Genomic DNA, 22,300 nt, shown 5'->3' with positions numbered 1-22,300 from the left:
GTGTCCCGACTCCGGCTGTCCCGAAACTCCACTGTCCTGGATATCAGGACAGTGGAGTCTACGGTTCGAAATCTGGGACAGGCGCAGACATTTCGGCATGAAAGTAGGTCAGGCGAAACCGGAGGAACCTATTGGAAAGGAACGTTCCACGAAGGAGAATGGCAAGGTTCGTACCAACGACTGGATGGAGGCGATCCGTTTGCCGCAGCTAGGGAAGTTTGCTGACCTCGACCGCAACAAGCTGTCACAGGAGTGGCTGGAGCTCGCCGAGGCGATACGCGATTTGATAGGCCTGACCGGCCTCTCCTGCAGAGCCATCGTGGACGCTGTCGCGGAGAGATTGAAGGAGTTGAAGAAGGAGCTGGGCGCTCGGGCGGACGAGGCCCGTGCGGACGAGGTGCGGGCGGAGCTGGCCGAGCTCAAGAGTAGGTACCTGTCCAAGTCGGTCTTGGCCGACCTGGCGAACGGCAAACGGAAGCGTCCGAAGGCGATACACCTTCGGGAACTGCACAGTCTTGCGCTGGTTAAGGCAGGTCCGGGCGCTGTCATCTCGTGGGACGATCTCGAGCGACTCCGGGAGCGTGCGGCCGCAAAGCCGGCTGAACGGACCATCTCCGCTGCCGCCATCACTCCGGTCGTTGCGCCGGTCCCCCACTCTGAGGGGGACCGGCGCAAATTCGTGACCCCCGACGTCGCGTGGCCGCCTGCCAAGGATCTCGCCGTGTACATCTCGGTCGGCAACTTCGAGCGGGCCAACGGTCTCATCCGTTATGTCGGCAGTGAAGCTTCGCCAGCGGAGACGGCGAACGCTGTCATTTCTTGCCGTGACCTGGGCATGGCTGAGGCGACCGAGGCCATCATCACCTACGCCGGAAACCGGTCGGAACGCGACGTGCTGCGCATCCTTCATTCACTTAAACAGCATGATCGACGAGCCGACGCTGACGCGCTTTTGGATAACGTGCTGGCGCGTGCAAGCTAACAGCGTCCTCTATGAACACGTCAGTGACGTCTCGATCGACGGCGTAAGACCTCATGGTTGTGGCGCCCGATTGGGAGCTATGGCGTACTTTGCTGCATGGTCGACACCCCTTGCGGCCAGTTATGACTGAAACTGTTGTCGCCGAAGCGTGATCGTGGTCATCGCGCACCCTGCAATCCGTTGCTCGATTGGGTGTTTCAGCCGGCTTCATCAGCTAGTCGGTCGTGCTACTCACGGAAGCAGTGATTGTCTGTCCATCGACGACTGCTCGATCCTGCGAATAGACCCTCCAGCAGACTCGACCGCTTTATCGATAGCAACTATTGAGCATCACGCTTTCTGGCCTTCGGGCCATGCGTTAGAAGCGCTGCCCCCACCCGGTCAGGGGCAGGGACAGCTTTGGAAACCCCGATCTACCTCCACATACGAACCAGAACGGAGCTCACATGCACAGCGTAACCAGGTCGGTCTGCGAGCCAGCTACCGCGTCGCTGGCAGCTGTCTGGCCATCCCCTTCGCCCCTGCGGGAGAAGCATGCGCTCAAGGTGGACCCGGGCATTGCCATGGCAACGCCGACGATCGAGATCGAAGCAAAATTGTCGGACGACGTGCCTGTAGCGGCGCTGTCCCTCTGTCTTGCAGTCGCGGTGGCCCTCATCGCAGGGCTACTGACCGTGATCCTGAGCCGGATCGATGCCGCATCGCCCGCGAAGGCTGCGTTGCGCGGAGGAACGGCTTTCGGATCAACGCTACTGATAGGTATCGCGGTGATAGCGCTGTTCTTCTAGTGCCGACACGTTAGCCACGAGGCCTTCCGGTGGCTAACGTGTCGGTTCATCCGTCACGGGTCCGGTCCGTCGCGTCCTCACGGCGACCTGGCGCAAACGCGGAGATGCTGAAACTCTGCATCACCAACCCTGTTTGAGGAGACGGCGCGATAGGAAGGAGGATGCTCAGCAGGCCTCCCGTCTAGTGATGCTCATCGACCTACTACGGTTCCTGCCCATAGGTGGAGCCGGCTGTAGCCATGCCTACAGCCGGCTTCGATATTTGAGATCAGCGACGAACTTCGGATACCTGCACCGGCCGTTCCTCCCGCCGCGACAGTTCGCAGGCCTCGGCCACATAAAACGCTTCCAGCGCATCCACTGGACTGCAAGGGTTTTCGAGCTTTCCTGTCGCCACCCCAACGAACGCAACCAGCTCGTCTGTATACGCCCGACGGAACCGCTCCATGAACCCTGGGTAGGCGGGGAAGGAGGAGGGGAGGTAGTCGGGTTCTACGGAGGTGAGGGGGGCTCGGTCGTCCAGGCCGACGATGGCGTTTCCTTTGGAGCCGAGGGCTTCTAGGCGGACGTCGTAGCCGGCTCCGTTGTAGCGGGTGAGGGAGACGGTGGCGAGGGTGTCGTTGTCGAGGTGCAGGACGATGGCGGCGGTGTCTACGTCGCCGGCGGCGGTGAAGAAGGGTTCGCCCTGGTTGGTGCCGGTGGCGTAGACGGAGACGATTTCGCGGCCGGTGACCCAGCGGATGATGTCGAAATCGTGGACGCCGCAGTCGCGGAAGATGCCGCCGGAGCGGGGGATGTAGTCGGCGGGGGGAGGGGTGGGGTCGAGGGTGGTGGCGCGCAGGGTGTGCAGCCAGCCGAGGGAGCCGGCGGCGACTGCGTCGCGGGCGGCGCGGTAGCCGGCGTCGAAACGGCGTTGGAAGCCGATTTGCACTGGGACGGTCGAGGATTCGAGGTGGTTGAGGACGGCGAGGGTGCCTTCGATGTCGGCGGCGACCGGCTTTTCGCAGAAGACGGGGATGCCGGCGGCTACGGCGCGCAGGATGAGTTCGGGGTGGGAGTCGGTGGCGGTGGCGATGACGATGCCGTCGAGGTCGGCGGCGAACAGGGCGTCGAGGTCGGGAGCGAATTCGACACCGAGCTTGGTGGCGGTGGCGCGGGCACGGTCGGCGTCGGCGTCGGCTACGACGACGTTGGCGACATTCGGGAGATTCTTGAGGGTTTCGGCGTGCGCGGTGCCGATCCGGCCGGTGCCGGCGAGACCGAGGGTGACGGCTTGATGGGATGACATCGGCTCTCCTCCTGAGAACGTGCGGAACTGCCTTGTGGGCAGCGAGAATTCAGTTGCTGGGGGCGCCGGTCGTCGCGCGGACGACGAGCGAGGGCTGGAGGCGGCGACGGACCGGTTCGGTGCGGTCGTCGCGTAGCCGTTCGACGAGCGCTTCGACGGCGAGACGGCCCATTTGGATGCGCGGCTGATCGATGGTGGTGAGGGAGACGTGGCGCAGCGCGGCGAGTGAGGTGTTGTCGTAGCCGACGACGGAGACGTCGTCGGGCACGCGCAAACCGGCTTCCTCGAGTGCGGACATGGCGCCGACGGCGTTGAAGTCGTTGCCGCACACGAGCGCTGTCGGAAAGCTGTCGCGGGAGAACAGATTCAACAGTTTGCGGACCGCGGCGATACCGGCGGCATCGGTGTGTTCGCTGGGGATGACCATCGGCTCGAGGCCGTGCCGTTCCATCGCGGCACGGTAGCCCTTGCGTCGCGGCGCCGCGGTGAACGCGCCGCCGCCGTCTAGGTGCACGATCCGCCGATGTCCGAGGGAGACAAGGTGATCCACGGCCAGGGCGGCGCCGACCTCACCGTCGTCGTTGACGGTGTCGACGTCGGGAATAGCCGAACTGCGGGACACCAGAACCAGCGGAGCCTGTTGTGCCGCATCGCGAATGGCGGCGGCGGGCAGGATCGGCGAGAGCAGGATGATGCCGCCGGGGCGGAACGCGAGCAGGCTCTCCAGCGCGGTGCGTTCGCGGGCGGCGCTGCGCCGGCCGGTGTTGAGGATGAGTTCGAGGCCGGATTCCTGTGCGGCGGCGTCCATTCCCTCGACGACATCGGCGAAGAACGCGTTGCGCAGATCAGAAACCATGACGCCGACGATGTTCGAGGTCCGGCTGGCCAGTGACCGCGCCATGATGTGCGGTTGGTAGCCGAGATCTTTCGCGGCTTCCAGCACGGCACGGCGACGGTGCTCGCTCACCTTGGGGGAGTTGCGCATGACCAGCGACACAAGCGCCCGGGAGACGCCGGCGCGCTCGGCGACATCCTCCATGGTCGGCCGTGCCATGTCGCCTCCGTTCCCCGTTCGATGATGTGTGCAGTGTCGGACGTTACAAGGTTGGAGCGCGCTAATCAATAGAGCGCTCTAATCGGACTTTCCTTGCGAAGAGGTTTACCGTCATTTTCGCTGATCGACCACGTATTACCAGGTAGTAGCGATATTCTGGCCAACGGGCACCCTCTTGACACAATATGACCCACGTTACATAGTTGGAGCGCTCTAATTGGTTGGAGCGCTCCAACTCGACATCGAAGGTCGGAGAAGTCCTGATGACCGAACCGCTCTACCCGCTGCGCGTCGCGGCCGCACCAATCTCCTGGGGAGTCTGCGAGGTTCCCGGCTGGGGGCATGTGCTCGACGCGCGCACCGTCCTCGCGGAAATGGCCGCGCTCGGCCTGACCGCCACCGAACTCGGCCCGCCCGGATATCTACCCCGCGACCCGGACGAACTGCGGTCGCTGCTGGGGACCTTCGGTATCTCGTCGGTGGGCGGATTCCTGGCGTTGGTGCTGCACGAGGCGCCGGAGCGGGCGATCGAAGCGTCCCGGGAGTCGATCGCCCTGTTCGCCGCCACCGGCGCCGACGTGGTCGTGCTGGCCGCCGCCACCGGGCTCGGCGGGTACGACACCCGCCCGCAACTCGACGATGACGAATGGCGCACCCTGATCGGCTCCGCCGCCGCCATCCGCGATATCGCCACGGAGCACGGCCTGCGCACGGTGCTGCATCCGCATGTCGGTACCCACGTGGAGACCGAGGCGGAAGTCGAACGCTTCCTTGCCGATTCGGCGCTCGACCTGTGCCTGGACACCGGCCACCTGCTGATCGGCGGAACCGATCCGGTGCGGCTCGCGCAGCGTCATGCCGACCGGATCGGGCATGTTCACCTGAAGGACGTGCGCATCGCCGTTGCCGATGAAGTGCGCGGCGGGGCAATGGAATACAGCGAAGCTGTGCGGCAAGGTCTGTACGTTCCGCTCGGCGACGGTGACGTCGATATCGCCGCGCTGGTGCACAGCATGCAGGCCGCGGGCTACCGCGGCTGGTACGTCATGGAGCAGGACACCGCTCTGCAGCCCACCGACTCGGCGGAGTTGCCGAGCCGGCATACCGAACGCAGCCTGCGTCACCTCGCGGGCCTTGTGACGGCCGCACCGATCCAGTAGGGAAGTGATGACAACGATGTCTCATCGACTGCACCGCGGGTGGCAACGCTCGCGCCGCCTGGTGCCGTGGCTCGCCGCGGCCGCGGTCCTCGCCGCGTGTAGCGGGCCGGGCGCGGACGTGGTCGCACCGAGCCAAAGCCCGGTCGCCGCAGGTAAATTGAACTCGGTCGCGGTGGTCACGCACGGCAGCCCGGGTGACGCGTTCTGGAACGTGGTCAAGAACGGCGCGGAAGCCGCAGGCAAGGACCTCGGGGTCCGGGTCGAATACAACTCCTCGGGCGATCCGAGCCAACAGGCCAAGCTCATCGACAACGCGGTCGCCCAAGGGGTGGACGGGCTGGTCGTCTCGATGGCCAACCCCGACGCGCTGCGGCCCTCGATCGAAAAGGCGGTCGCCGCGGGCATTCCGCTGGTAACCATCAACTCCGGCGAGGCGGAGAGCGTCAGGTACGGCGCCATCGGCCATGTGGGACAGAGCGAGTCGCTGGCCGGGCAGTCGGCCGGCAAGCGACTGGCCGACGCGAAGAAGACCAAGATGCTCTGCGTGATCCACGAGGCGGGCAATATCGGCGCCAATCAACGCTGTGAGGGCGCGAGCAAAGCCTTCGGGAATGCGGCGACACTCCAGGTGGACATCAACAATCCGACCGACGCCCAGTCCCGCATCAAGGGCGCGCTGGAGGCGGACCACTCGATCGACGCGGTACTCACCCTGAACTCTCAGGTCGCCGCCCGCGCGGTGGACGCGGTGCAGGAGTCCCGCTCGGCGGCCACGGTCGCCACCTTCGATCTCAATACCGATGTGGTGGAGGCGATTCGCGGCGGCAAGCTGCTGTTCGCGGTCGACCAGCAGCAGTACGAGCAGGGCTACCTGCCGGTGGTGCTGTTGCAGGCCTACCGGACGAACCTGAACACCGTCGGTGGCGGCGCACCGGTGCAGACGGGTCCGGCCTTCGTCGACAAGAACAACGTCGATGCCGTCGCCGCGCTCGTGGCACAGGGCACGCGGTGAGGTCAGGAGTGAATGAGATGACTACTGCCACAAAAGCTACCGAGGCCGCACCGGCCGCCCAGGACGGACCGTCGCTGCTGCAACGGCTCGCCGTCCGCCCCGAGATCGGCGCCGCGCTCGGCGCCCTGCTCGTGTTCGTGTTCTTCTCGATCATCACCGACCGCTTCCTGAGTCCGCTCGGCGTCGCGACCTGGCTGGACGATTCGTCCACGCTCGGCATCATGGCGGTCGCGGTGGCGCTGTTGATGATCGGTGGCGAATTCGATCTGTCGGCCGGTGTGATGACCGCGTCGACCGCGTTGGTCACCGCCTTGCTCGCGGTGCACGCCGGCTGGAACGTCTGGTTCGCGCTGCTGGCCTCGCTGGTGCTGGCCCTGCTGGTCGGCGCGTTCAACGGCTGGCTCGTGATGCGCACCGGACTACCGAGTTTCATCGTCACCCTCGGCACTTTCCTTGCGCTGCAAGGCCTCAACCTCGGCGTGACCCGCCTGGTCACCGGAACCGTTCAGGTGTCGGGCATTCGGAGTGCCGAGGGCTACAACTCGGCCGGGTGGGTGTTCGCCTCGACGTTGAACATCGGCGACGCGCGGATCCAGGCCTCGGTCATCTGGTGGATCGTGCTGACCGCGATCGCCGCGATCGTGCTGGTGCGCACCAGGTTCGGCAACTGGATCTTCGCGGTCGGCGGTGCGCTGCCGAACGCGCGGGCGGTGGGCGTGCCCGCCGATCGGACGAAGATCATCCTCTTCATGACCACGGCCTTCGCCGGCTGGGTGGTCGGTTCGTGCGGCATCCTGCGCTTCGCCAGCGTGCAGGCGAATCAGGGCGTGGGGCTCGAACTGCACTACATCATCGCCGCGGTGGTCGGCGGCTGCCTGCTGACCGGTGGTTTCGGTTCGGCCGTCGGCGCCGCGATCGGCGCGCTGATCTTCGGCATGGCCCGCCAGGGCATCGTGTTCGCACGCTGGGACAGCGACTGGTTCATGCTGTTCCTGGGTGTGCTCTTGCTGGCGGCGGTGCTGGTCAACAACAGATTCCAGAAGCGAGCCGAGAGGGTACGCCGATGACTACAGCAGCGCGGGGCGATGCGACGGGCATCCCCCTCATCGAGGCGATCGGCCTCGGCAAGAGCTACGGCGGCGTGGTCGCGTTGCAGGACGTGTCGACCGTGGTGAACGCGGGTGAGGTCACCTGCATCCTGGGTGACAACGGCGCGGGCAAGTCGACGCTGATCAAAATCCTTGCGGGCGTGCACCAGCACGATCGCGGCGAGCTGCGGATCGAGGGCGAGCCGGTCCGGTTGTCCTCTCCGCGTGCGGCATTGGATCACGGCATCGCCACCGTCTATCAGGATCTGGCGGTGGTCCCGCTGATGAGCGTTTGGCGCAACTTCGTGCTCGGCTCGGAGCCCACCGTCGGCTACGGCCCGTTCCGGCTGCTGGATCGCGCCAAAGGACGCGCGATTGCCCGAAAAGGTCTGTCGGACATGGGTATCGAGTTGCGGGACATGGAGCAACCGGTCGGCACGCTGTCCGGCGGGCAACGGCAGTGCGTCGCGATCGCGCGGGCCGTGCACTACGGCGCCAAAGTTCTGATCCTCGACGAACCGACCGCCGCGCTCGGCGTAAAACAGGCAGGCGTGGTGCTGAAATACGTGGTGCAGGCGCGTGATCGGGGCCTGGGCGTAATCCTCATCACGCACAACCCGCACCACGCGTACCCGGTCGGTGATCGTTTCCTGCTGCTCAAACGCGGAGCCATGCTGGGCTCGTACGAGAAGTCGGAGATAGATGTCTCGGAACTCACCCGGCAGATGGCGGGTGGCGCCGAATTGGACGCGTTGCAACACGAATTGCAGCGGGTGGTGCCGTGACCGGCCCGGAGGTGCTGACGCTCGGCCGGGTCGGCGTCGACCTCTACCCGCAGCAGAGCGGTGTCGGCCTCGCCGAGGTCGAATCGTTCGCGAAATCGCTGGGCGGCACCGCGACCAACGTCGCGGTGGCCGCCGCCCGGCTCGGCCGGGACAGCGCGGTGCTGACCAAGGTCGGGCCGGACGGATTCGGGGACTATGTCCGAAAGGCGTTGGGCGAATTCGGTGTTCGCGCCGACTACGTGTCGACCGAGCCGGATCTGCTGACGCCGGTGGTGTTCTGCGAGCTGAATCCGCCCGCCGACCCGCCACTGCTGTTCTATCGTGCGCCCATCGCACCGGATCTCACGCTCACCGTGGACGAGGTGCCCTGGGACGTGGTGGATTCGGTGCCGCTGCTGTGGGTCACCGGCACGGGCGTCAGCGCGGAACCCGGCCGCGGCACGCAGCGCGCGGTGCTGGAGCGCCGCGCCCGCCGTGGGCACACGGTGCTCGATCTCGACTATCGGCCGATGTTCTGGCCGGATGTCGCGACCGCGCAGCGGGAGATCGGTTGGATGATCGATCACGTCAACGTAGTCGTCGGCAATCGCACCGAGGTCCAAGTCGCCGTGGGCACCGCCGATCCCGACGCGGCGGCGGACCGGCTGCTCGCGCGCGGGGTGCGGCTCGCGGTGATCAAACGGGGTGCCGAGGGCGTGCTCGTGGCGACCGAATACGAACGCTGGACGGTGCCGCCGTGCCGTGTCGAGGTGGTGTGCGGGCTGGGCGCGGGGGATGGATTCGGCGGTGCCCTGATCCACGGGCTGCTCTCGGACTGGGATCCACACCGCATCGCCACCTACGCCAATGCCGCGGGCGCACTGGTGGCCTCGCGCCTGGCCTGCGCGGACGCCATGCCGACGGACGCGGAAATCGAGGAACTGCTATGCCGCTGAACCAGCGGATGAACCCGGAATCGGAGGAACTACGGTGCATTTGACCGACGGACGCTGGCGTGAGCTGCTGCGCGTCCGCGCGACGGACCCGGCGGCGGTCGAACGGGCCTATGCGAAGCGGATGCGTCGCGCGAACCTGCTCGCGGACAAGCAGACCCTGTTCCTGGTCGCCGCCGATCACCCGGCCCGCGGCGCCCTCGGCGTCGGATCGGACCGCACCGCCATGGCCGACCGGCGCACGCTGCTGGAGCGCTTGCTGATCGCGCTCGCGCATCCGGATGTCGACGGCGTGCTCGGTTCCCCGGACATCGTCGAGGAACTGCTGCTGCTGGACGCGCTGGACGACAAGGTGGTGATCGGTTCGATGAACCGTGGCGGCCTGGCCGGTGCGGAGTGGGAGATCGACGACCGGTTCACCGGCTACGACGCGGACTCGCTGGCCCGGTTCCGCCTCGACGGCGGCAAAATGCTGCTGCGCCTGGTCGATTCGGACGCGGGCACGGTGCCGACGCTGCAGGCCTGCGCGCAGGCGGTCTCGGAACTGGCCGCGAACGGTTTGATGGCGATGGTCGAGCCGTTGCCCTACCACCGCAACGAGTCCGGGTCGCTGGTGATGAGCAAGGACGCGCCGTCGCTGTCCAGGGCGATCACGGTGGCCTCCGGGCTCGGCGTCACCTCCGCGTACACCTGGTTGAAGATCCCTGCCCCGCAGGATGTTTCGGTCCTCGACGCGACCACGCTCCCCGTCGTGGTGCTGGGCGGCGCTCCGTCGGGTGACCCCGCGGCCGACCTCGCCTTCTGGGATGGCGCGCTGGGCCACGACGTGGTCCGCGGTCTGGTGGTCGGTCGCACGCTGCTGTATCCGCCGGACGGGGACGTGGCCGCGGCGGTCGATCAGGCGGCGAAGATGCTGCGGGAGGCGCGATGAAGCTGCACCGACCGGCCGGAACCGTCGGCGCGGGCAACGATCCGGTCGTCCTCACGCCGGAGGACGCCGGTTGGCACTACACCGGACTGCGCGTGCTCACCTTGGCTCCCGGCCAGAACCGGATGCTGCGCACCGGCGAGTTCGAGGCCTTCGTGCTTCCGCTGTCCGGGTCGTGCACGGTGCAGGTCGACGACGTGACCTTCGAATTGACCGGCCGGGAATCGGTTTTCACCCGGGTGACGGATTTCGCGTACGTACCGCGTGACGCCGAAGTCACACTGCACGCCGAGCGCGCGCTCGAGGTCGCGCTGCCGATGGCCCGCTGCGCGAACCGGCTGACCCCGAAATACGGTCCCGCCGAGCAGGTGCCGGTCGATATCCGCGGTGCGGGCCGGGCCACCCGCCAGGTGACCAACTTCGGGGTGCCGGGGGTGTGGGAGCACGCCGACAAGCTGAACGCCTGTGAGTTGATCACCCCGGACGGCAACTGGTCGTCCTATCCGCCGCACAAGCACGACGAGGCGAGCGACTGCGAGGTCGTCAACGAGGAGATCTACTACTTCCGCATCGCCGGACGCGACGGCATCACCCCGTCCCGGACGGGTTTCGGCATGCACCGCACCTACACCGCCGACGGCCTGCTGGACGAGAACGTCGCGGTGCGTGACGGCGATGTATTCCTGGTCCCGCACGGCTATCACGGACCGTGCATCGCCGCGCCGGGCTACCCGATGTATTACCTCAACGTGCTCGCGGGTCCGGGGCCGCAGCGCTCGATGGCCTTCTGCGACGACCCGGCGCACAGCTGGGTACGCGGCAGCTGGGACGACGAACCGCTCGATCCGCGCTGCCCCGTCACCACTCACGAAGGACGGAACGGATGAAACTGACTGCGGCACAGGCCTTGGTCGCGTGGCTCGTCGCGCAGCGCTCGGAGACGCTGGACGGTCGCGAAGTCCCGCTGTTCCCGGCGGTTTTCGGCATCTTCGGGCACGGCAATGTGCTCGGCCTCGGTACCGCGCTGCACGAGCGGCGTGACGAGATCCCGGTCTGGCGCGGCAATACCGAACAGGGCATGGCGCTGGCCGCGGTCGGCTACGCGAAGGCGACGCACCGGCGCCAGGTCGGCGTCGCGACCTCTTCGATCGGCCCCGGGGCGTTGAACATGGTGACCGCGGCCGGCGTGGCGCATGCCAATCGTCTTCCCCTGCTGCTGCTTCCGGGCGACACCTTCACCACCCGCGCACCCGATCCGGTGCTCCAGCAGGTCGAACATTTCGGCGACGCGACCGCGACGGTCAACGACGCGTTCCGCGCGGTGAGCCGGTACTTCGATCGGATCACCCGGCCGGAGCAGTTGATTTCCACACTGCCGCAGGCAGTTCGGGTGCTCACCGACGCGGCCGACGCGGGCCCGGTGACGCTGGCCCTGCCGCAGGACGTGCAGGCCGAGACCTACGACTTCCCCGACGCGCTGTTCGCGCCGGTGGTGCACCGTCTCGTGCGCACTAGGGCCGATCGTCGCGCACTCGCCGATGCCGCCGCGGCACTGCGCGCGTCGACGCGACCGCTGCTGGTGCTCGGTGGCGGCGTCCGCTATTCGGGCGCGGGTCGTACCGCGCTGGAATTCGCCGAACGCCACGGCGTTCCGGTGGTGGAGACGACGGCGGGCCGCACGCTGGTTCCGCACGCGCATCCGCTCTACGCCGGTCCGCTCGGGGTCACCGGTTCCGCCTCCGCGAATGTCATGGCCGCGACGGCGGATCTGGTGCTCGCGGTCGGAACTCGGTTGCAGGACTTCACGACTGCGTCGTGGACCGTGTTCGCGCCGGACGTCCGCCTGGTCACGATCAACGCGGCGCGCTTCGACGCGGTCAAACACGGCGCACTCGCGGTGGTCGGCGACGCCGAAGCCACCCTCACCGAACTGGCCGAGCAGCTGACGCACTGGCGCGTCGACCCGCAGTGGACGTCTCGCGCGGCCCACCATCGCGACACCTGGGACGCGCATATCGACAAACTTCGCGCGCACACCCCCGGTACACCGAGCTATGCCCAGGTGGTGAGCGTTGTCAACGAGCTGAGCGGCCCGAGCGACTACGTCATGACGGCATCGGGCGGGATGCCCGGCGAGCTGGTCGGCGGCTGGCGGGCCACCGGCGCCACGCCGACGATGGACGTGGAATACGGGTTTTCGTGTATGGGCTATGAGCTCGCGGGTGCGTGGGGCGCCGCCATGGCACATACCGACGGTTTGGTCACCACGCTGCTCGGCGACGGCTCCTATCTCATGTTGAATTCCGAACTATTCTCCGCGGCTTTCGCCGGGCATCCGTTCGTCGCGGTCGTCTGCGACAACGACGGCTACGCGGTAATCGCCCGATTACAGGAAGGCCAGGGCGGCGCGCCATTCAACAACTTTTACGCCGATTGCCGTAGCGCCCACGCCGACCCGCCCCGGGTGGATTTCGCCGCGCACGCTCGGGCGCTGGGTTGTGCCGTGTATACCGCGACCGACCTGGCCGAATTCCGGGCCGCCTATGCCGAGGCCAGGACGGCCGCGGTCCGCGAATCCAAACCCGCGGTGCTGGTGGTCCGCACGCAGCCGTCGTCGTGGACCGAGGCGGGGGCGTGGTGGGAGGTCGGTGTGCCCGAACATCTTTCCGGTCGCGCGGCGCACGCCGAGGCCAAGCCGCGTCAGGTGCGATACCTCCGTTCCTGACCGGGATGTGCTGCGCGACACCAGGAAAAGTCGTAGGATGACTTATCGGCGTCCGCGGCAGCGGGTGTCGATGGCCATTGCGGCACAAGGCAACTGGATGTGCACCAAAGATCGGCGAGTACTCGTCGAAGAGGAGTAGGCCCGTGCGGATCGAGGCGATCGGAGCGGGAACATGACCCTCAACCGGGGCGACCACACCGCGTTGGCGCTCTGGGCCGCCGCTTGCGCCGAACACGTGTTACCGCTGTTCGAGCGCGCCCGCCCGGACGACGCACGGCCGCGCGCGGCGATCGAGGCGGCGCGCGGCTGGGTGCGCGGCGAGCTGACCATGCCCGAGGCGCGCCGGGCCGCGTTCGCGGCGCACGACGCGGCGCACGGGCTCGAAGGCGCGGGCGAATACGCGGCCCGTTCCGCCGGCCATGCCGCGGCGACCGCGCACGCCGCGGGCCATGTCGTGCACGCCGCCAACTATGCCGTCAAGGCCGCCCAGGCCGATTCGTCGGAGGACAGCGACGAACGCGCCTGGCAGGAATCGCAGGTACCCGCGCGGCTGTTTCGCGTCGTGTTCCCGGATCGGGGCCTGTCGGAGCATGGGAGGTGAGGGCCACACCCCACCGTGAGGGTTGGATTGCTCACAGTTGGTGGGGGTACGTGTGGAGAAATTCGTCGGATCATGGCATCGTTGATCTACGAGACCAGGACATTCCATTGTCAGAATCTGGCTCGTCTACAGAAAGTATGAAATGGCTCAGGGCATTGTGAAGTGGTTCAACAGCGAGAAGGGCTTCGGCTTCATCGCGCAAGACGGCGGAGGCCCCGACGTCTTCGTGCATTACTCGGCTGTTAGCGGCTCGGGTTTCCGGTCCCTCGACGAGGGGCAGCGCGTGGAGTTCGAAATCGGCCAGGGCCAGAAGGGCCCGCAGGCGCAGGACGTTCGCGTCCTCTGATCTCGCTCCCCAGCTTTTGAAAGGCCTCACACCGGCGCGGTGCGGGGCCTTTCACCGTTTCCGGGGGACCTGTGGTCAGGACTGGCGGGTGAACTCGACGTGGGTGACCGCGGGGGAGCGGACCACGGAACTCACCTGGTAACCCGGCAGCGTGCCGAGATCGTCGTAGAGTCGTTCGCCGCCGCCCAGCAGGATCGGCACCACCGGCAGGTGTAGTTCGTCGACCAGGCCTGCCCGCAGGAACTGACGTACCGTGGCGGCACCGCCGCCCAGCCGGACGTCCTTGCCGTCGGCGGCCGTAAAAGCTTGCTGGAGCACCTTTTCCGGCGTGTCGTTCACGAAGTGGAAGACCGTCCCGCCCGTCATCGGCAAGGACGGACGCGCGTGATGCGTCATGACGAAGGTGTCGTGGTGGTACGGCGGGTTGTCGCCCCACCAGCCCTGCCAGTCCTCGTTCTCCCACGGGCCACGGAACGGCCCGAACATGTTGCGGCCCATGATCGTTGCGCCGATTCCCGCATCGCCCGCGCGGATGAAGTCGTCGTCGATGCCGCTCTCGCCGCCCGCGCTGCCCGTCATCTCGCGGCCCGCCCGCGTCTGGAACACCCACTCGTGCAGGCGCTCGCCGCCTTCGCCCAGCGGATTCTCCCGGCTCTGGTTCGGCCCGGCGACGTAACCGTCCAATGAGATCGCCAGATTGTGCACACGAAGCTTCGGCATGATGCTGTCCTTTTCGCTACTGGTTGCAGTTCGCAACCGCTTGTGGGCAGCGTAGGGGTAACTGGTTGTATATTGCAAGCAGAAGTTTCGTATGGTTCCGCGGACAGGAGTGGTGGATGCGCGACGAGGGACGCTCAGGCTGCCCGATCAACGCGACGATCGAGGTCATCGGGGACCGGTGGACCTTGCTGGTGCTGCGTGACGTGATGTTCGGGAACCGGCGCTACTTCCGGGAACTGCTGGCTGGATCGGAGGAGGGGATCGCCTCGAACATCCTCTCGGACCGGCTCAAGCGATTGGTCGCCGCGGGCCTGCTCAGCCGCGAAGACAGCAGGCCCGGGCAGAAGGCGGAATACCGGCTGACCGAGGCGGCCGTGCAACTGGTGCCGATCATGGCGCAGCTCGGTTCCTGGGGGTTACGGCACCGCCCGACGACCAGGCGACTGCGGGTGCGCGCCGAACTGCTCGAACAGGGCGGCCCCGAACTCTGGGCGGACTTCATGGACGAACTGCGCGAATCCCACCTGGGCGTACCGCGCCCGGACCCGGACCGGCCGACCGCCACCGATCGGCTGGCCCAGGCGTACGCCGCCGTGCTCGCCGAGGCGTAACCCGCTAGCGTGTGGCTTCGCGGCGGAAGAACTCCGCCGTGCGAGCACGCGCGTGCGCCAGGTCCGGATCTCGCGTCTTCGGGAAAGCGTCTGCGGCCAGGTCGAATTCGGCTGCGATGAACGATGCGATCGGCACCGGCACTGTGCCGCTGCCCATTTCGCGGGTCCGCGACTTGAGTTCGGTCAACTCCGCCACCGCGGCGACCAGATCCGCGGGTAGCTCGCACTGGTCCATCAGGGTCGGCAGATGCATCGGCGCGACCGCCGCGTCCGGATGCTGACGCAGCCACCGCAGCGCCATGGCGGGGCGCAGCGAATAGAACACCTTCTTCAGTGATCTGTTGCGGTCGAACAACTCCCACTGCTTGCTACCCAGATGCAGGTAGTGCCGGGCCACCCGGCTGCGGTCGGCGACCTCGTCGGCCAAGGCACGGAGTTCGTCGCGGAACGCGGGGTCGCCGCGGTACACGATCGGCGACATCAGCCATTCGATGAGCACGGCGTTGCCCGCGACCAGCAGGCGCAGCGCCTTGGCGAGGTCCCAGCCGTTCACGTCGAGCAGCCCCGCCAGCGGTGTCTCGATGACGTCGCGGGTGCGCCATGGGGATAGGTAGGTGTCCAGGCTCGCCACGTAGACGAACCGGCAGTCATAGTCCGAGTCGGGTGACGGGAAACCCCAAGCACGACTGCCGCTTTCGATAGCCAGCCGCACCGAGACGCGATACTCGCGCGCCACCCGGTCCAACTCGTCGTCGATGGACCCGACCACGGTCGGGTCCATCGAGGCGGGAACGGCGCGCAGGGACATGGGCCGATGCTATGCGGCCGATGATCTACGCCGCACCTCGTTTTCGCTATCTCTGCTGCTCGGACCGGCCCGGTGTGGGGCTGACCGTAGCGATCGCCAGCGCGATGAACACCAGCACGCCGCCGAGCCACATCGCCGAGGTGACGCCGAACGCGTCCGCCATCCGGCCGCCGAGCAACGAGCCGAGCGCGATGGCGCCGTTGAAGACGCCGGCGTTCAACGAGGACGCGCCCTCGTTGGCGTCCGGTGCGGCGGCGAAGACCCAGTTCTGCGCGGTCACCGAGACCCCGCCGTAGGACAGGCCCCACACCACCATGAGCACCACCGCCAGGATCAGGGATCCGCCGAGGGCCGGCACCAGCAGCACGGTGGCGGCCAGCGGCACGCCGATGGTCAGCAGGGTCCGCCGCGGATTGCGGACGCCCGTGCTGCCCGCGCCGAAATTGCCGAGGACACCGGCTATTCCGTAGATCAGCAGCAGCGTGCCGATGGTGCTCGCGCCGATACCGGTCACCTTCTCCAGCAGCGGACGGATGTAGGTGTAGGCGGCGAAGTGCCCGGTCACCAGGAACGCGATGACCAGCAGGCCGGTGCTCATCTGCGGCCGCCGGGTCAGTCGCAGCGCGGCGCGCAGTGGAACGCCCTGTGTCGCGGACAGTTTCGGCAATACCGCCGCCACCGTGAGCAGCACCGCCAGCGCGAGGCCCGCGGTGACGACGAACGCCGTGCGCCAGCCTGCCAGCGCGCCGAGGTAGGTGCCGGTCGGGACGCCGATCACCGAAGCCACCGCGACACCACTGAACACCAGTGCGGTCGCGGTGCCGACCGAACGGGCGGGCACCAGGCGCGCGGCCATGCTCGCCGCGATCGCCCAGACACCGCCGATCGCGACGCCGACCAGCACCCGCGCGCCCATCATGACGCCGAAGCTGGGCGCCCAGGCCGAGCCGAGGTTGCCGAGCACCAGGACCGCGAGCAGCCCGCACAGCACGAGCTTGCGGTCGATCCGCCTGAGGGCCGCGGGCAGCAGGGGTGAGGCGGCCGCCGCGACGAAGCCGGTCGCGGTGAGCGAGAGTCCGGCCGCCCCTTCGCTGACCCGCAGGGTGTCGCTCATCGGGGTGAGCAGGCCGACCGGCAGCATCTCGGAGGTGACGACCGTGAACGTGGCTCCCGTCACGGCGCCGACGCCGAGCCAGCCGCGCCGCGTCGAACCACCCGCCCGCGGTGCTGGACTCGTGACTTCTTGGACCTGTGTCATGTCTCCAGACAACGGCTTCGGACCAGGTGGAAACAACGGCGAAGGTCTCATCGTTCTATGAGCTGGACTCATCGACGGTGGAGAGGAAGCCCATGACTGGCTTGGAAGTGCGCGAGCTGGAGGCCTTTCTCGTGTTGGCCGAGGAACTGCACTTCGGACGGGCGGGCGATCGCCTGTACGTCTCGCAGAGCCGGGTGAGTCAGCTGCTGCGGGCGCTGGAGCAGCGGGTCGGTGCGCGGCTGATCGAACGGACGAGCCGCAAGGTCGCGCTCACCCCGCTCGGCAAGGATTTCCTGGCCGAGTTGCAGCCCGCCTACGACGCGTTGCGGGCGACGGTGGACGGCGTCCGCGCGGCGGCCCGCGGCATGGAAGGGCTGCTGCGCATCGGCTTTCAGGGCTCGACGAGCGAGAACCTCGCGGCGGCGGTCGCGTTGTTCGGCAGCCGCTTCCCGTCCTGTGCCACCGAGGTGATCGAGATTCCGCTGGCCGACCCGTTCGGCCCGGTGCAGCGCGGCGAGGTCGATATCGCGGTGGTGCTGTTGCCCATGGGGGAGAGTGAACTCGTACTGGGACAGGTCTTTTCGGAGCAGCCGCAAATGCTGGCGATGCGACGGGACCATCCGATGGCAGGCCGGGGCAGCTTGTCCGCGGAGGATCTCGCCGAGTTCGCGCTGATCGGCGTGCGCGGACCCGCGCCGCGGTACTGGCGGCGGGCACAGGCGCTGGACGTGACCCCGGGCGGGCGACCGGTCGCCGCCGGACCCGAGGTCGGCACGCTGTGGGAGGGGATCGATGCGGTGGCCGCGGGGCACGGCGCGATGCTGCTGTGTCATCCGACCGCCGTGTTCCACGACCGGCCCGAGGTCGCCTTCGTGCCGGTGACCGGGCTGGCGCATTCCCGGCTCGGGCTGGTGTGGCACCGCAATCGCGAGACCGCGCGGGTGCGGGCGTTCTCGCGTGCGGTCGCCGCCGTCAGTTGATGAACCGGCGGGCCGCCGCGGACGTTATGTGACGCGTTATTCGACTGGGTGACTCGCCATCCCGAACTAGCCTGTCTGCGTTGTTCCGGTACCTCGGCTAGTCATTTGTTTCGGTTGCGTGCGCGCGTAATTCGGCAACCTACGCCACCGTAGTCGAGTTCTTTATCGAGGCCGGTCTCTCACTAGGCTGTCAGCGATTTCTCAGAGAGAATTTATATTTGCCCGGACGGGGACTGTGTCGGCCATCTTCTGTGGTCAAGACCCTGACGATCAGGGCATTCGCTTGGATTGGACGTCTGACCAGGTGTTCTTCGTGATGTGACTGTTACCTACGTCACTAAACGGTCGAATTCCGTAACCGCATTTGTTCGAAGCCCGATGTGCCCTGTGTCAGCCAGTACAACTGGATTGTCTTCCAACGAAGAGGTATTTCAATGATCCCCGTTATCATCGACACCGGTAGCGCTGCCCTCGGCGGTTTCCTGGACACCTTCGGTGCCGCTCTGCACGGAATCGTCAACACCCTGTGGACGGGATCCTTCGGCGGTCGCTGAATCAACGTGACGGCCGTTTGATCGGCCGGGTCTCGCGCCATTCGGGCGCGTTTCCGGAGAGGGCCCTGCACCCGAGTGGTGCGGGGCCCTCCTCGTCTCCGGGCTACCGCACCGGACCTACTGACGACGGCCGCCTACCAGGGGGTAGCAAGCGGCGAAACAGGGCACACTAAGCTGATCCGCGGTAATTGCCGACCCCTTTCCCCAGGAGTACTCCACAGTGAGCCAAGCAGGCCGTCCTGTTGTCCTGATCGCCGACAAGCTTGCCCAGTCGACCGTCGACGCGCTCGGTGACGGAGTCGAGGTTCGGTGGGTCGACGGCCCCGACCGTCCGGCTCTGCTCGCCGCGGTGCCCGAAGCCGACGCGCTACTCGTGCGCTCGGCGACCACGGTCGACGCCGAGGTCCTGGAGGCAGGCAAGAACCTGAAGATCGTCGCCCGGGCCGGCGTCGGCCTCGACAATGTCGATGTGCCCGCGGCCACCGAGCGCGGCGTCATGGTCGTCAACGCGCCGACCTCGAATATCCACACCGCCGCCGAGCACGCCGTCACGCTGCTGCTCGCCGCCGCGCGCCAGATTCCGGCCGCCGACGCCACGCTGCGTGAACACACCTGGCAGCGCAGCAAGTTCAACGGTGTCGAGATCTTCGACAAGACCGTCGGCGTGGTCGGCCTCGGCCGCATCGGCCAGCTGTTCGCCGCCCGCCTCGCGGCCTTCGAGACCAAGATCGTCGCGTACGACCCCTACGTGTCGCCGGCCCGCGCCGCGCAGCTCGGCATCGAGCTGCTGAGCCTGGACGAGCTGCTCGAGCGCGCCGACCTGATCTCCGTGCACCTGCCCAAGACGCCCGAGACCAAGGGCATCATCGGCAAGGAAGCCATCGCCAAGACCAAGCCGGGCGTCATCATCGTCAACGCCGCGCGCGGTGGTCTGGTCGACGAGCAGGCGCTCGCCGACGCCATCAAGTCCGGCCACGTGCGCGCCGCCGGCCTCGACGTGTTCGAGACCGAGCCGTGCACCGACAGCCCGCTGTTCGAGTTGCCGCAGGTCGTGGTGACCCCGCACCTCGGCGCGTCGACGGCCGAGGCGCAGGATCGGGCGGGTACCGACGTCGCGAAGTCCGTGCTGCTCGCGCTCGCCGGTGAATTCGTGCCGGGCGCGGTGAACGTCACCGGCGGCAGCGTCGGCGAGGACGTCGCACCGTGGCTGGACATCGTGCGCAAGCAGGGTGCGCTGCTCGGTGCCCTGTCCAACGAGCTCCCGGTGAGCGTCGAGGTCCAGGTGCGTGGCGAACTCGCCGCGCAAGACGTTGCGGTGCTGGAGCTTTCGGCGCTGCGCGGCATCTTCTCCGCGCTCGTCGAAGACCAGGTCACCTTCGTCAACGCGCCCGCGCTGGCCAAGGATCGCGGCATCACCGCGACCGTGAACACGATCTCGGAGAGCCCGAGCCACCGCAGCCTGGTCGACCTGCGCGCCGTGTTCGGCGACGGCCGCACCCTCAATGTGGCGGGCACGCTCACCGAGCCGTCGCAGGTGCAGAAGATCGTCAACATCAACGGCCGCAACTACGACATGCGCGCCGAAGGCACTAACGTCGCCGTCCTCAACTACGAGGACAAGCCGGGCGCGCTCGGCAAGATCGGCACCAAGCTCGGCGAGGCCGGCATCGACATCCTCGCCGCTCAGCTGAGCCAGGACGTGGACAAGGAAGGCGCGACGGTGATCCTGCGCGTCAACCGTGAGGTGCCCGCCGAGGTCGAGGCCGCGATCGGCGAATCCGTCGGCGCCGCCAAGGTCGTCGTCGTCGACCTGTTCTGATCGACCGAACGGAGCGTTGTTGTCATGAAGCTTGCTGTCATCCCGGGCGACGGGATCGGGCCCGAGGTCATCGCCGAAGCGCTCAAGGTGCTCGATGCGGTGGTGCCCGGCGTCGAGAAGACCGAGTACGACCTCGGCGCCAAGCGGTACCACGCGACCGGCGAGATCCTGCCGGACTCCGTGCTGCCGGAACTGCGGCAGCATGACGCGATCCTGCTGGGCGCGATCGGCGATCCGTCGGTGCCCAGCGGGGTGCTCGAGCGTGGGCTGCTGCTGCGCACCCGGTTCGCGCTGGACCACCACGTGAACCTGCGGCCGTCCAAGCTGTTCCCCGGTGTGACCAGCCCGCTCGCGGGCACCCCCGATATCGATTTCGTGGTGGTCCGCGAGGGTACCGAGGGGCCGTACACCGGGACCGGCGGCGCGATCCGCGTCGAGACCCCGCACGAGGTGGCGACCGAGGTCAGCACCAACACCCGGTTCGGCATCGAGCGTGTGGTGCGCTATGCCTTCGCGAAGGCGCAGGCCCGGCGCAAGCATCTGACGCTGGTGCACAAGACCAACGTGCTCACCTTCGCCGGATCGCTCTGGCAGCGCACCGTCGATGAGGTCGGCGCCGAATTCCCGGATGTCGCAACGGCTTACCAGCACATCGATGCCGCGACGATCCACATGGTGAACGATCCCGGCCGCTTCGACGTGATCGTCACCGACAATCTGTTCGGCGACATCATCACCGACCTCGCGGCCGCCGTCAGCGGTGGCATCGGCCTGGCCGCCAGCGGCAACATCGACGCCTCGGGCACCAACCCGAGCATGTTCGAGCCGGTGCACGGCAGCGCGCCGGATATCGCGGGTCAGTCCAAGGCCGACCCGACCGCCGCGATCCTGTCGGTCTCGTTGCTGCTCAGCCATCTCGGCAACGCCGAAGGCGCGGCGCGCATCGAATCGGCCGTCGCGAAGGACCTCGCCGCGCGCTCGGGCAGTGCGTCGACGGTCGAGGTCGGGGACCGCATCGCGGCCGTCGTCTGAGCACGAATCGCCGGAACAGCGGCCCTGCACCGAATCTGTCGGTGCAGGGCCGCTATTCTTCGTGGCCGGTGTATCCCGGGGGTCGGGTGTGAATCGGGTGCAGCGTGGTACTCATGCCGTGGTGGCGCCGGTTGTTCGTCGGCGACCCGGCTCGGCTGGCGAACGGAGGCGCGGGTGAGCGGACAGCGAAGGTCCCGTCTCGGCCCGTACACGGCCACGGACCTGCGTGGATTGCCCGGCGGCGGTAAGGGTTACGAGTTGGAGGACGGCTGGCTGGTCGAGGTCGTATCCGGCGCCAGGCACAATCACGTGGCGCAGCGTCTGGGCAGATTCATCGATGCCGGCGCGGTGGGCGCGGCCGTTCATCTGTGCGTCGGCAGTGGCTGGGAGATCAGCACGCGCAGCGGGGTTCGCAAACCCGACATCATCGTGGTGCCCCGAGAAGTCGCGCGGGCCGCGGTGGTCGCCGAGGTGCCCAAACTCATTCCGGGCACCGAGGTTCGGCTCGCGGTGGAGGTCATCGCGCCGGGCAGCGGGACCGAGCGCACCGATCGGGTGCGCAAGGTGCACGAGTACGCGGCGGCCGGAATTTCCCAGTACTGGATCGTCGAGCATCAGCCCGACGTACAGGTGCATCGAATGGTGTTGTCCGACGGTACCTATGGCGCCGATCCGGTGGTCGGGCCGGGCGCGGTGTTCGACGCGGTGGTGGAGGCTGATCAGCCGTTCCGGGTCACCTTCGATCCCGCTGCGCTGCTTGCTGTTTGACCGGGATTGTGCATACTGGTCGGTTGGTGCGCGATCGGCCCATGATCGAAAAGCGTTGTGC

Annotated in this window: 22 protein-coding genes; 17 read left to right on the top strand and 5 right to left on the bottom strand. The window is 67.4% G+C overall.

All coding sequences use genetic code 11. The features are described from left to right. The first annotated feature begins 97 nt into the window (after positions 1–97). Together O3I_RS32005 and O3I_RS32000 are read left to right on the top strand one after the other, a co-directional pair. Positions 98–982 carry a hypothetical protein gene (locus O3I_RS32005; RefSeq protein WP_141691640.1) on the top strand — a complete coding sequence of 295 codons (885 nt, stop codon included), beginning with the start codon at positions 98–100 and terminating at the stop codon, positions 980–982. Between the two features lie 446 nt (positions 983–1,428). Continuing rightward, positions 1,429–1,770 (top strand): hypothetical protein, encoded by a 342-nt coding sequence (locus O3I_RS32000; RefSeq protein WP_141691639.1) that lies wholly within the window; start codon positions 1,429–1,431, stop codon positions 1,768–1,770. Between the two features lie 268 nt (positions 1,771–2,038). Here O3I_RS32000 and O3I_RS31995 read toward each other — a convergent pair whose 3' ends face one another. Further along, positions 2,039–3,058, bottom strand: coding sequence for a Gfo/Idh/MocA family protein (locus tag O3I_RS31995; RefSeq protein ID WP_014987167.1), 1,020 nt, complete (start codon positions 3,056–3,058; stop codon positions 2,039–2,041). A 49-nt stretch (positions 3,059–3,107) separates the two neighbouring features. Continuing rightward, positions 3,108–4,112, bottom strand: coding sequence for a LacI family DNA-binding transcriptional regulator (locus O3I_RS31990; RefSeq protein WP_014987166.1), 1,005 nt, complete (start codon positions 4,110–4,112; stop codon positions 3,108–3,110). 263 nt (positions 4,113–4,375) lie between these two features. Here O3I_RS31990 and O3I_RS31985 point away from each other — a divergent pair, with 263 nt between their 5' ends. From O3I_RS31985 to O3I_RS31940, 10 genes are all read left to right on the top strand, one after another. Beyond that, a complete protein-coding gene (locus tag O3I_RS31985) occupies positions 4,376–5,272 on the top strand; it encodes a TIM barrel protein (RefSeq protein WP_014987165.1) in 897 nt (298 codons plus the stop codon). 7 nt (positions 5,273–5,279) lie between these two features. Further along, complete coding sequence (locus tag O3I_RS31980; RefSeq protein ID WP_237748168.1) at positions 5,280–6,284, top strand: sugar ABC transporter substrate-binding protein; 1,005 nt, start codon at positions 5,280–5,282, stop codon at positions 6,282–6,284. Between the two features lie 17 nt (positions 6,285–6,301). Further along, entirely contained in the window at positions 6,302–7,351 is a 1,050-nt protein-coding gene (locus O3I_RS31975) for an ABC transporter permease (protein WP_014987163.1), read from the top strand. Continuing rightward, complete coding sequence (locus O3I_RS31970; protein ID WP_014987162.1) at positions 7,348–8,157, top strand: ATP-binding cassette domain-containing protein; 810 nt, start codon at positions 7,348–7,350, stop codon at positions 8,155–8,157. Before O3I_RS31975 ends, O3I_RS31970 begins: the two co-directional genes overlap by 4 nt. Continuing rightward, a complete protein-coding gene (iolC, locus tag O3I_RS31965; RefSeq protein ID WP_014987161.1) occupies positions 8,154–9,092 on the top strand; it encodes a 5-dehydro-2-deoxygluconokinase in 939 nt (312 codons plus the stop codon). The genes O3I_RS31970 and iolC overlap by 4 nt, the downstream gene beginning before the upstream one ends. A gap of 34 nt (positions 9,093–9,126) precedes the next feature. Next, a complete protein-coding gene (locus tag O3I_RS31960; protein WP_041562999.1) occupies positions 9,127–10,020 on the top strand; it encodes a Cgl0159 family (beta/alpha)8-fold protein in 894 nt (297 codons plus the stop codon). Continuing rightward, positions 10,017–10,904: a 5-deoxy-glucuronate isomerase gene (gene iolB / locus O3I_RS31955; RefSeq protein WP_014987160.1), complete on the top strand. Its 888-nt coding sequence runs from the start codon at positions 10,017–10,019 to the stop codon at positions 10,902–10,904. Before O3I_RS31960 ends, iolB begins: the two co-directional genes overlap by 4 nt. Next, positions 10,901–12,742, top strand: a complete 1,842-nt coding sequence (gene iolD / locus O3I_RS31950; RefSeq protein WP_014987159.1) for a 3D-(3,5/4)-trihydroxycyclohexane-1,2-dione acylhydrolase (decyclizing) — start codon at positions 10,901–10,903, stop codon at positions 12,740–12,742. Before iolB ends, iolD begins: the two co-directional genes overlap by 4 nt. A 172-nt stretch (positions 12,743–12,914) precedes the next feature. Continuing rightward, positions 12,915–13,343: a putative immunity protein gene (locus O3I_RS31945; RefSeq protein ID WP_014987158.1), complete on the top strand. Its 429-nt coding sequence runs from the start codon at positions 12,915–12,917 to the stop codon at positions 13,341–13,343. A gap of 142 nt (positions 13,344–13,485) precedes the next feature. Then, complete coding sequence (locus O3I_RS31940; protein WP_014987157.1) at positions 13,486–13,689, top strand: cold-shock protein; 204 nt, start codon at positions 13,486–13,488, stop codon at positions 13,687–13,689. Positions 13,690–13,764: 75 nt separating this feature from the next. On the opposite strand, the gene O3I_RS31935 is transcribed toward O3I_RS31940, so the two are convergent. Beyond that, on the bottom strand, positions 13,765–14,409 hold the full coding sequence (locus O3I_RS31935) for a dihydrofolate reductase family protein (protein ID WP_014987156.1): 645 nt from the start codon (positions 14,407–14,409) through the stop codon (positions 13,765–13,767). Between the two features lie 116 nt (positions 14,410–14,525). Here O3I_RS31935 and O3I_RS31930 point away from each other — a divergent pair, with 116 nt between their 5' ends. Further along, on the top strand, positions 14,526–15,020 hold the full coding sequence (locus O3I_RS31930) for a winged helix-turn-helix transcriptional regulator (protein WP_014987155.1): 495 nt from the start codon (positions 14,526–14,528) through the stop codon (positions 15,018–15,020). A gap of 4 nt (positions 15,021–15,024) precedes the next feature. Here O3I_RS31930 and O3I_RS31925 read toward each other — a convergent pair whose 3' ends face one another. Together O3I_RS31925 and O3I_RS31920 are read right to left on the bottom strand one after the other, a co-directional pair. Further along, positions 15,025–15,828 carry a nucleotidyltransferase domain-containing protein gene (locus O3I_RS31925; RefSeq protein WP_014987154.1) on the bottom strand — a complete coding sequence of 268 codons (804 nt, stop codon included), beginning with the start codon at positions 15,826–15,828 and terminating at the stop codon, positions 15,025–15,027. Positions 15,829–15,874: 46 nt separating this feature from the next. Then, positions 15,875–17,086, bottom strand: coding sequence for an MFS transporter (locus O3I_RS31920; RefSeq protein WP_014987153.1), 1,212 nt, complete (start codon positions 17,084–17,086; stop codon positions 15,875–15,877). A 92-nt stretch (positions 17,087–17,178) separates the two neighbouring features. Between O3I_RS31920 and O3I_RS31915 the strand changes: the two genes are divergently transcribed. The 4 genes from O3I_RS31915 to O3I_RS31900 all read left to right on the top strand — a co-directional run bounded on the left by O3I_RS31915 (position 17,179) and on the right by O3I_RS31900 (position 22,239). After that, positions 17,179–18,066 (top strand): LysR family transcriptional regulator, encoded by an 888-nt coding sequence (locus tag O3I_RS31915; protein WP_014987152.1) that lies wholly within the window; start codon positions 17,179–17,181, stop codon positions 18,064–18,066. Positions 18,067–18,840: 774 nt separating this feature from the next. After that, positions 18,841–20,439, top strand: a complete 1,599-nt coding sequence (gene serA / locus O3I_RS31910; RefSeq protein ID WP_014987151.1) for a phosphoglycerate dehydrogenase — start codon at positions 18,841–18,843, stop codon at positions 20,437–20,439. Between the two features lie 24 nt (positions 20,440–20,463). Further along, entirely contained in the window at positions 20,464–21,471 is a 1,008-nt protein-coding gene (locus tag O3I_RS31905; protein ID WP_014987150.1) for a 3-isopropylmalate dehydrogenase, read from the top strand. A 174-nt stretch (positions 21,472–21,645) separates the two neighbouring features. Then, the gene (locus tag O3I_RS31900) at positions 21,646–22,239 is read left to right on the top strand and encodes a Uma2 family endonuclease (RefSeq protein WP_041562998.1); all 594 of its coding nucleotides are present in this window, start codon (positions 21,646–21,648) and stop codon (positions 22,237–22,239) included. Positions 22,240–22,300 lie beyond the last annotated feature (61 nt).

Source organism: Nocardia brasiliensis ATCC 700358 (assembly GCF_000250675.2).
Taxonomy (GTDB): domain Bacteria; phylum Actinomycetota; class Actinomycetes; order Mycobacteriales; family Mycobacteriaceae; genus Nocardia; species Nocardia brasiliensis_B.
Note: the sequence above shows the minus strand (reverse complement) of the source record. Positions and strands in the feature narration are given on the sequence as shown.

What these genes read in the sequence shown, in the direction of transcription:
- O3I_RS32005 (WP_141691640.1), top strand. Translation starts at nt 98, where the DNA reads ATGAAAGTAGGTCAGGCGAAACCGGAGGAACCTATTGGAAAGGAACGT.
- O3I_RS32000 (WP_141691639.1), top strand. Translation starts at nt 1,429, where the DNA reads ATGCACAGCGTAACCAGGTCGGTCTGCGAGCCAGCTACCGCGTCGCTG.
- O3I_RS31995 (WP_014987167.1), bottom strand. Translation starts at nt 3,058, where the DNA reads ATGTCATCCCATCAAGCCGTCACCCTCGGTCTCGCCGGCACCGGCCGG.
- O3I_RS31990 (WP_014987166.1), bottom strand. Translation starts at nt 4,112, where the DNA reads ATGGCACGGCCGACCATGGAGGATGTCGCCGAGCGCGCCGGCGTCTCC.
- O3I_RS31985 (WP_014987165.1), top strand. Translation starts at nt 4,376, where the DNA reads ATGACCGAACCGCTCTACCCGCTGCGCGTCGCGGCCGCACCAATCTCC.
- O3I_RS31980 (WP_237748168.1), top strand. Translation starts at nt 5,280, where the DNA reads ATGACAACGATGTCTCATCGACTGCACCGCGGGTGGCAACGCTCGCGC.
- O3I_RS31975 (WP_014987163.1), top strand. Translation starts at nt 6,302, where the DNA reads ATGACTACTGCCACAAAAGCTACCGAGGCCGCACCGGCCGCCCAGGAC.
- O3I_RS31970 (WP_014987162.1), top strand. Translation starts at nt 7,348, where the DNA reads ATGACTACAGCAGCGCGGGGCGATGCGACGGGCATCCCCCTCATCGAG.
- iolB (WP_014987160.1), top strand. Translation starts at nt 10,017, where the DNA reads ATGAAGCTGCACCGACCGGCCGGAACCGTCGGCGCGGGCAACGATCCG.
- iolD (WP_014987159.1), top strand. Translation starts at nt 10,901, where the DNA reads ATGAAACTGACTGCGGCACAGGCCTTGGTCGCGTGGCTCGTCGCGCAG.
- O3I_RS31945 (WP_014987158.1), top strand. Translation starts at nt 12,915, where the DNA reads ATGACCCTCAACCGGGGCGACCACACCGCGTTGGCGCTCTGGGCCGCC.
- O3I_RS31940 (WP_014987157.1), top strand. Translation starts at nt 13,486, where the DNA reads ATGGCTCAGGGCATTGTGAAGTGGTTCAACAGCGAGAAGGGCTTCGGC.
- O3I_RS31935 (WP_014987156.1), bottom strand. Translation starts at nt 14,409, where the DNA reads ATGCCGAAGCTTCGTGTGCACAATCTGGCGATCTCATTGGACGGTTAC.
- O3I_RS31930 (WP_014987155.1), top strand. Translation starts at nt 14,526, where the DNA reads ATGCGCGACGAGGGACGCTCAGGCTGCCCGATCAACGCGACGATCGAG.
- O3I_RS31925 (WP_014987154.1), bottom strand. Translation starts at nt 15,828, where the DNA reads ATGTCCCTGCGCGCCGTTCCCGCCTCGATGGACCCGACCGTGGTCGGG.
- O3I_RS31920 (WP_014987153.1), bottom strand. Translation starts at nt 17,086, where the DNA reads ATGACACAGGTCCAAGAAGTCACGAGTCCAGCACCGCGGGCGGGTGGT.
- O3I_RS31915 (WP_014987152.1), top strand. Translation starts at nt 17,179, where the DNA reads ATGACTGGCTTGGAAGTGCGCGAGCTGGAGGCCTTTCTCGTGTTGGCC.
- O3I_RS31905 (WP_014987150.1), top strand. Translation starts at nt 20,464, where the DNA reads ATGAAGCTTGCTGTCATCCCGGGCGACGGGATCGGGCCCGAGGTCATC.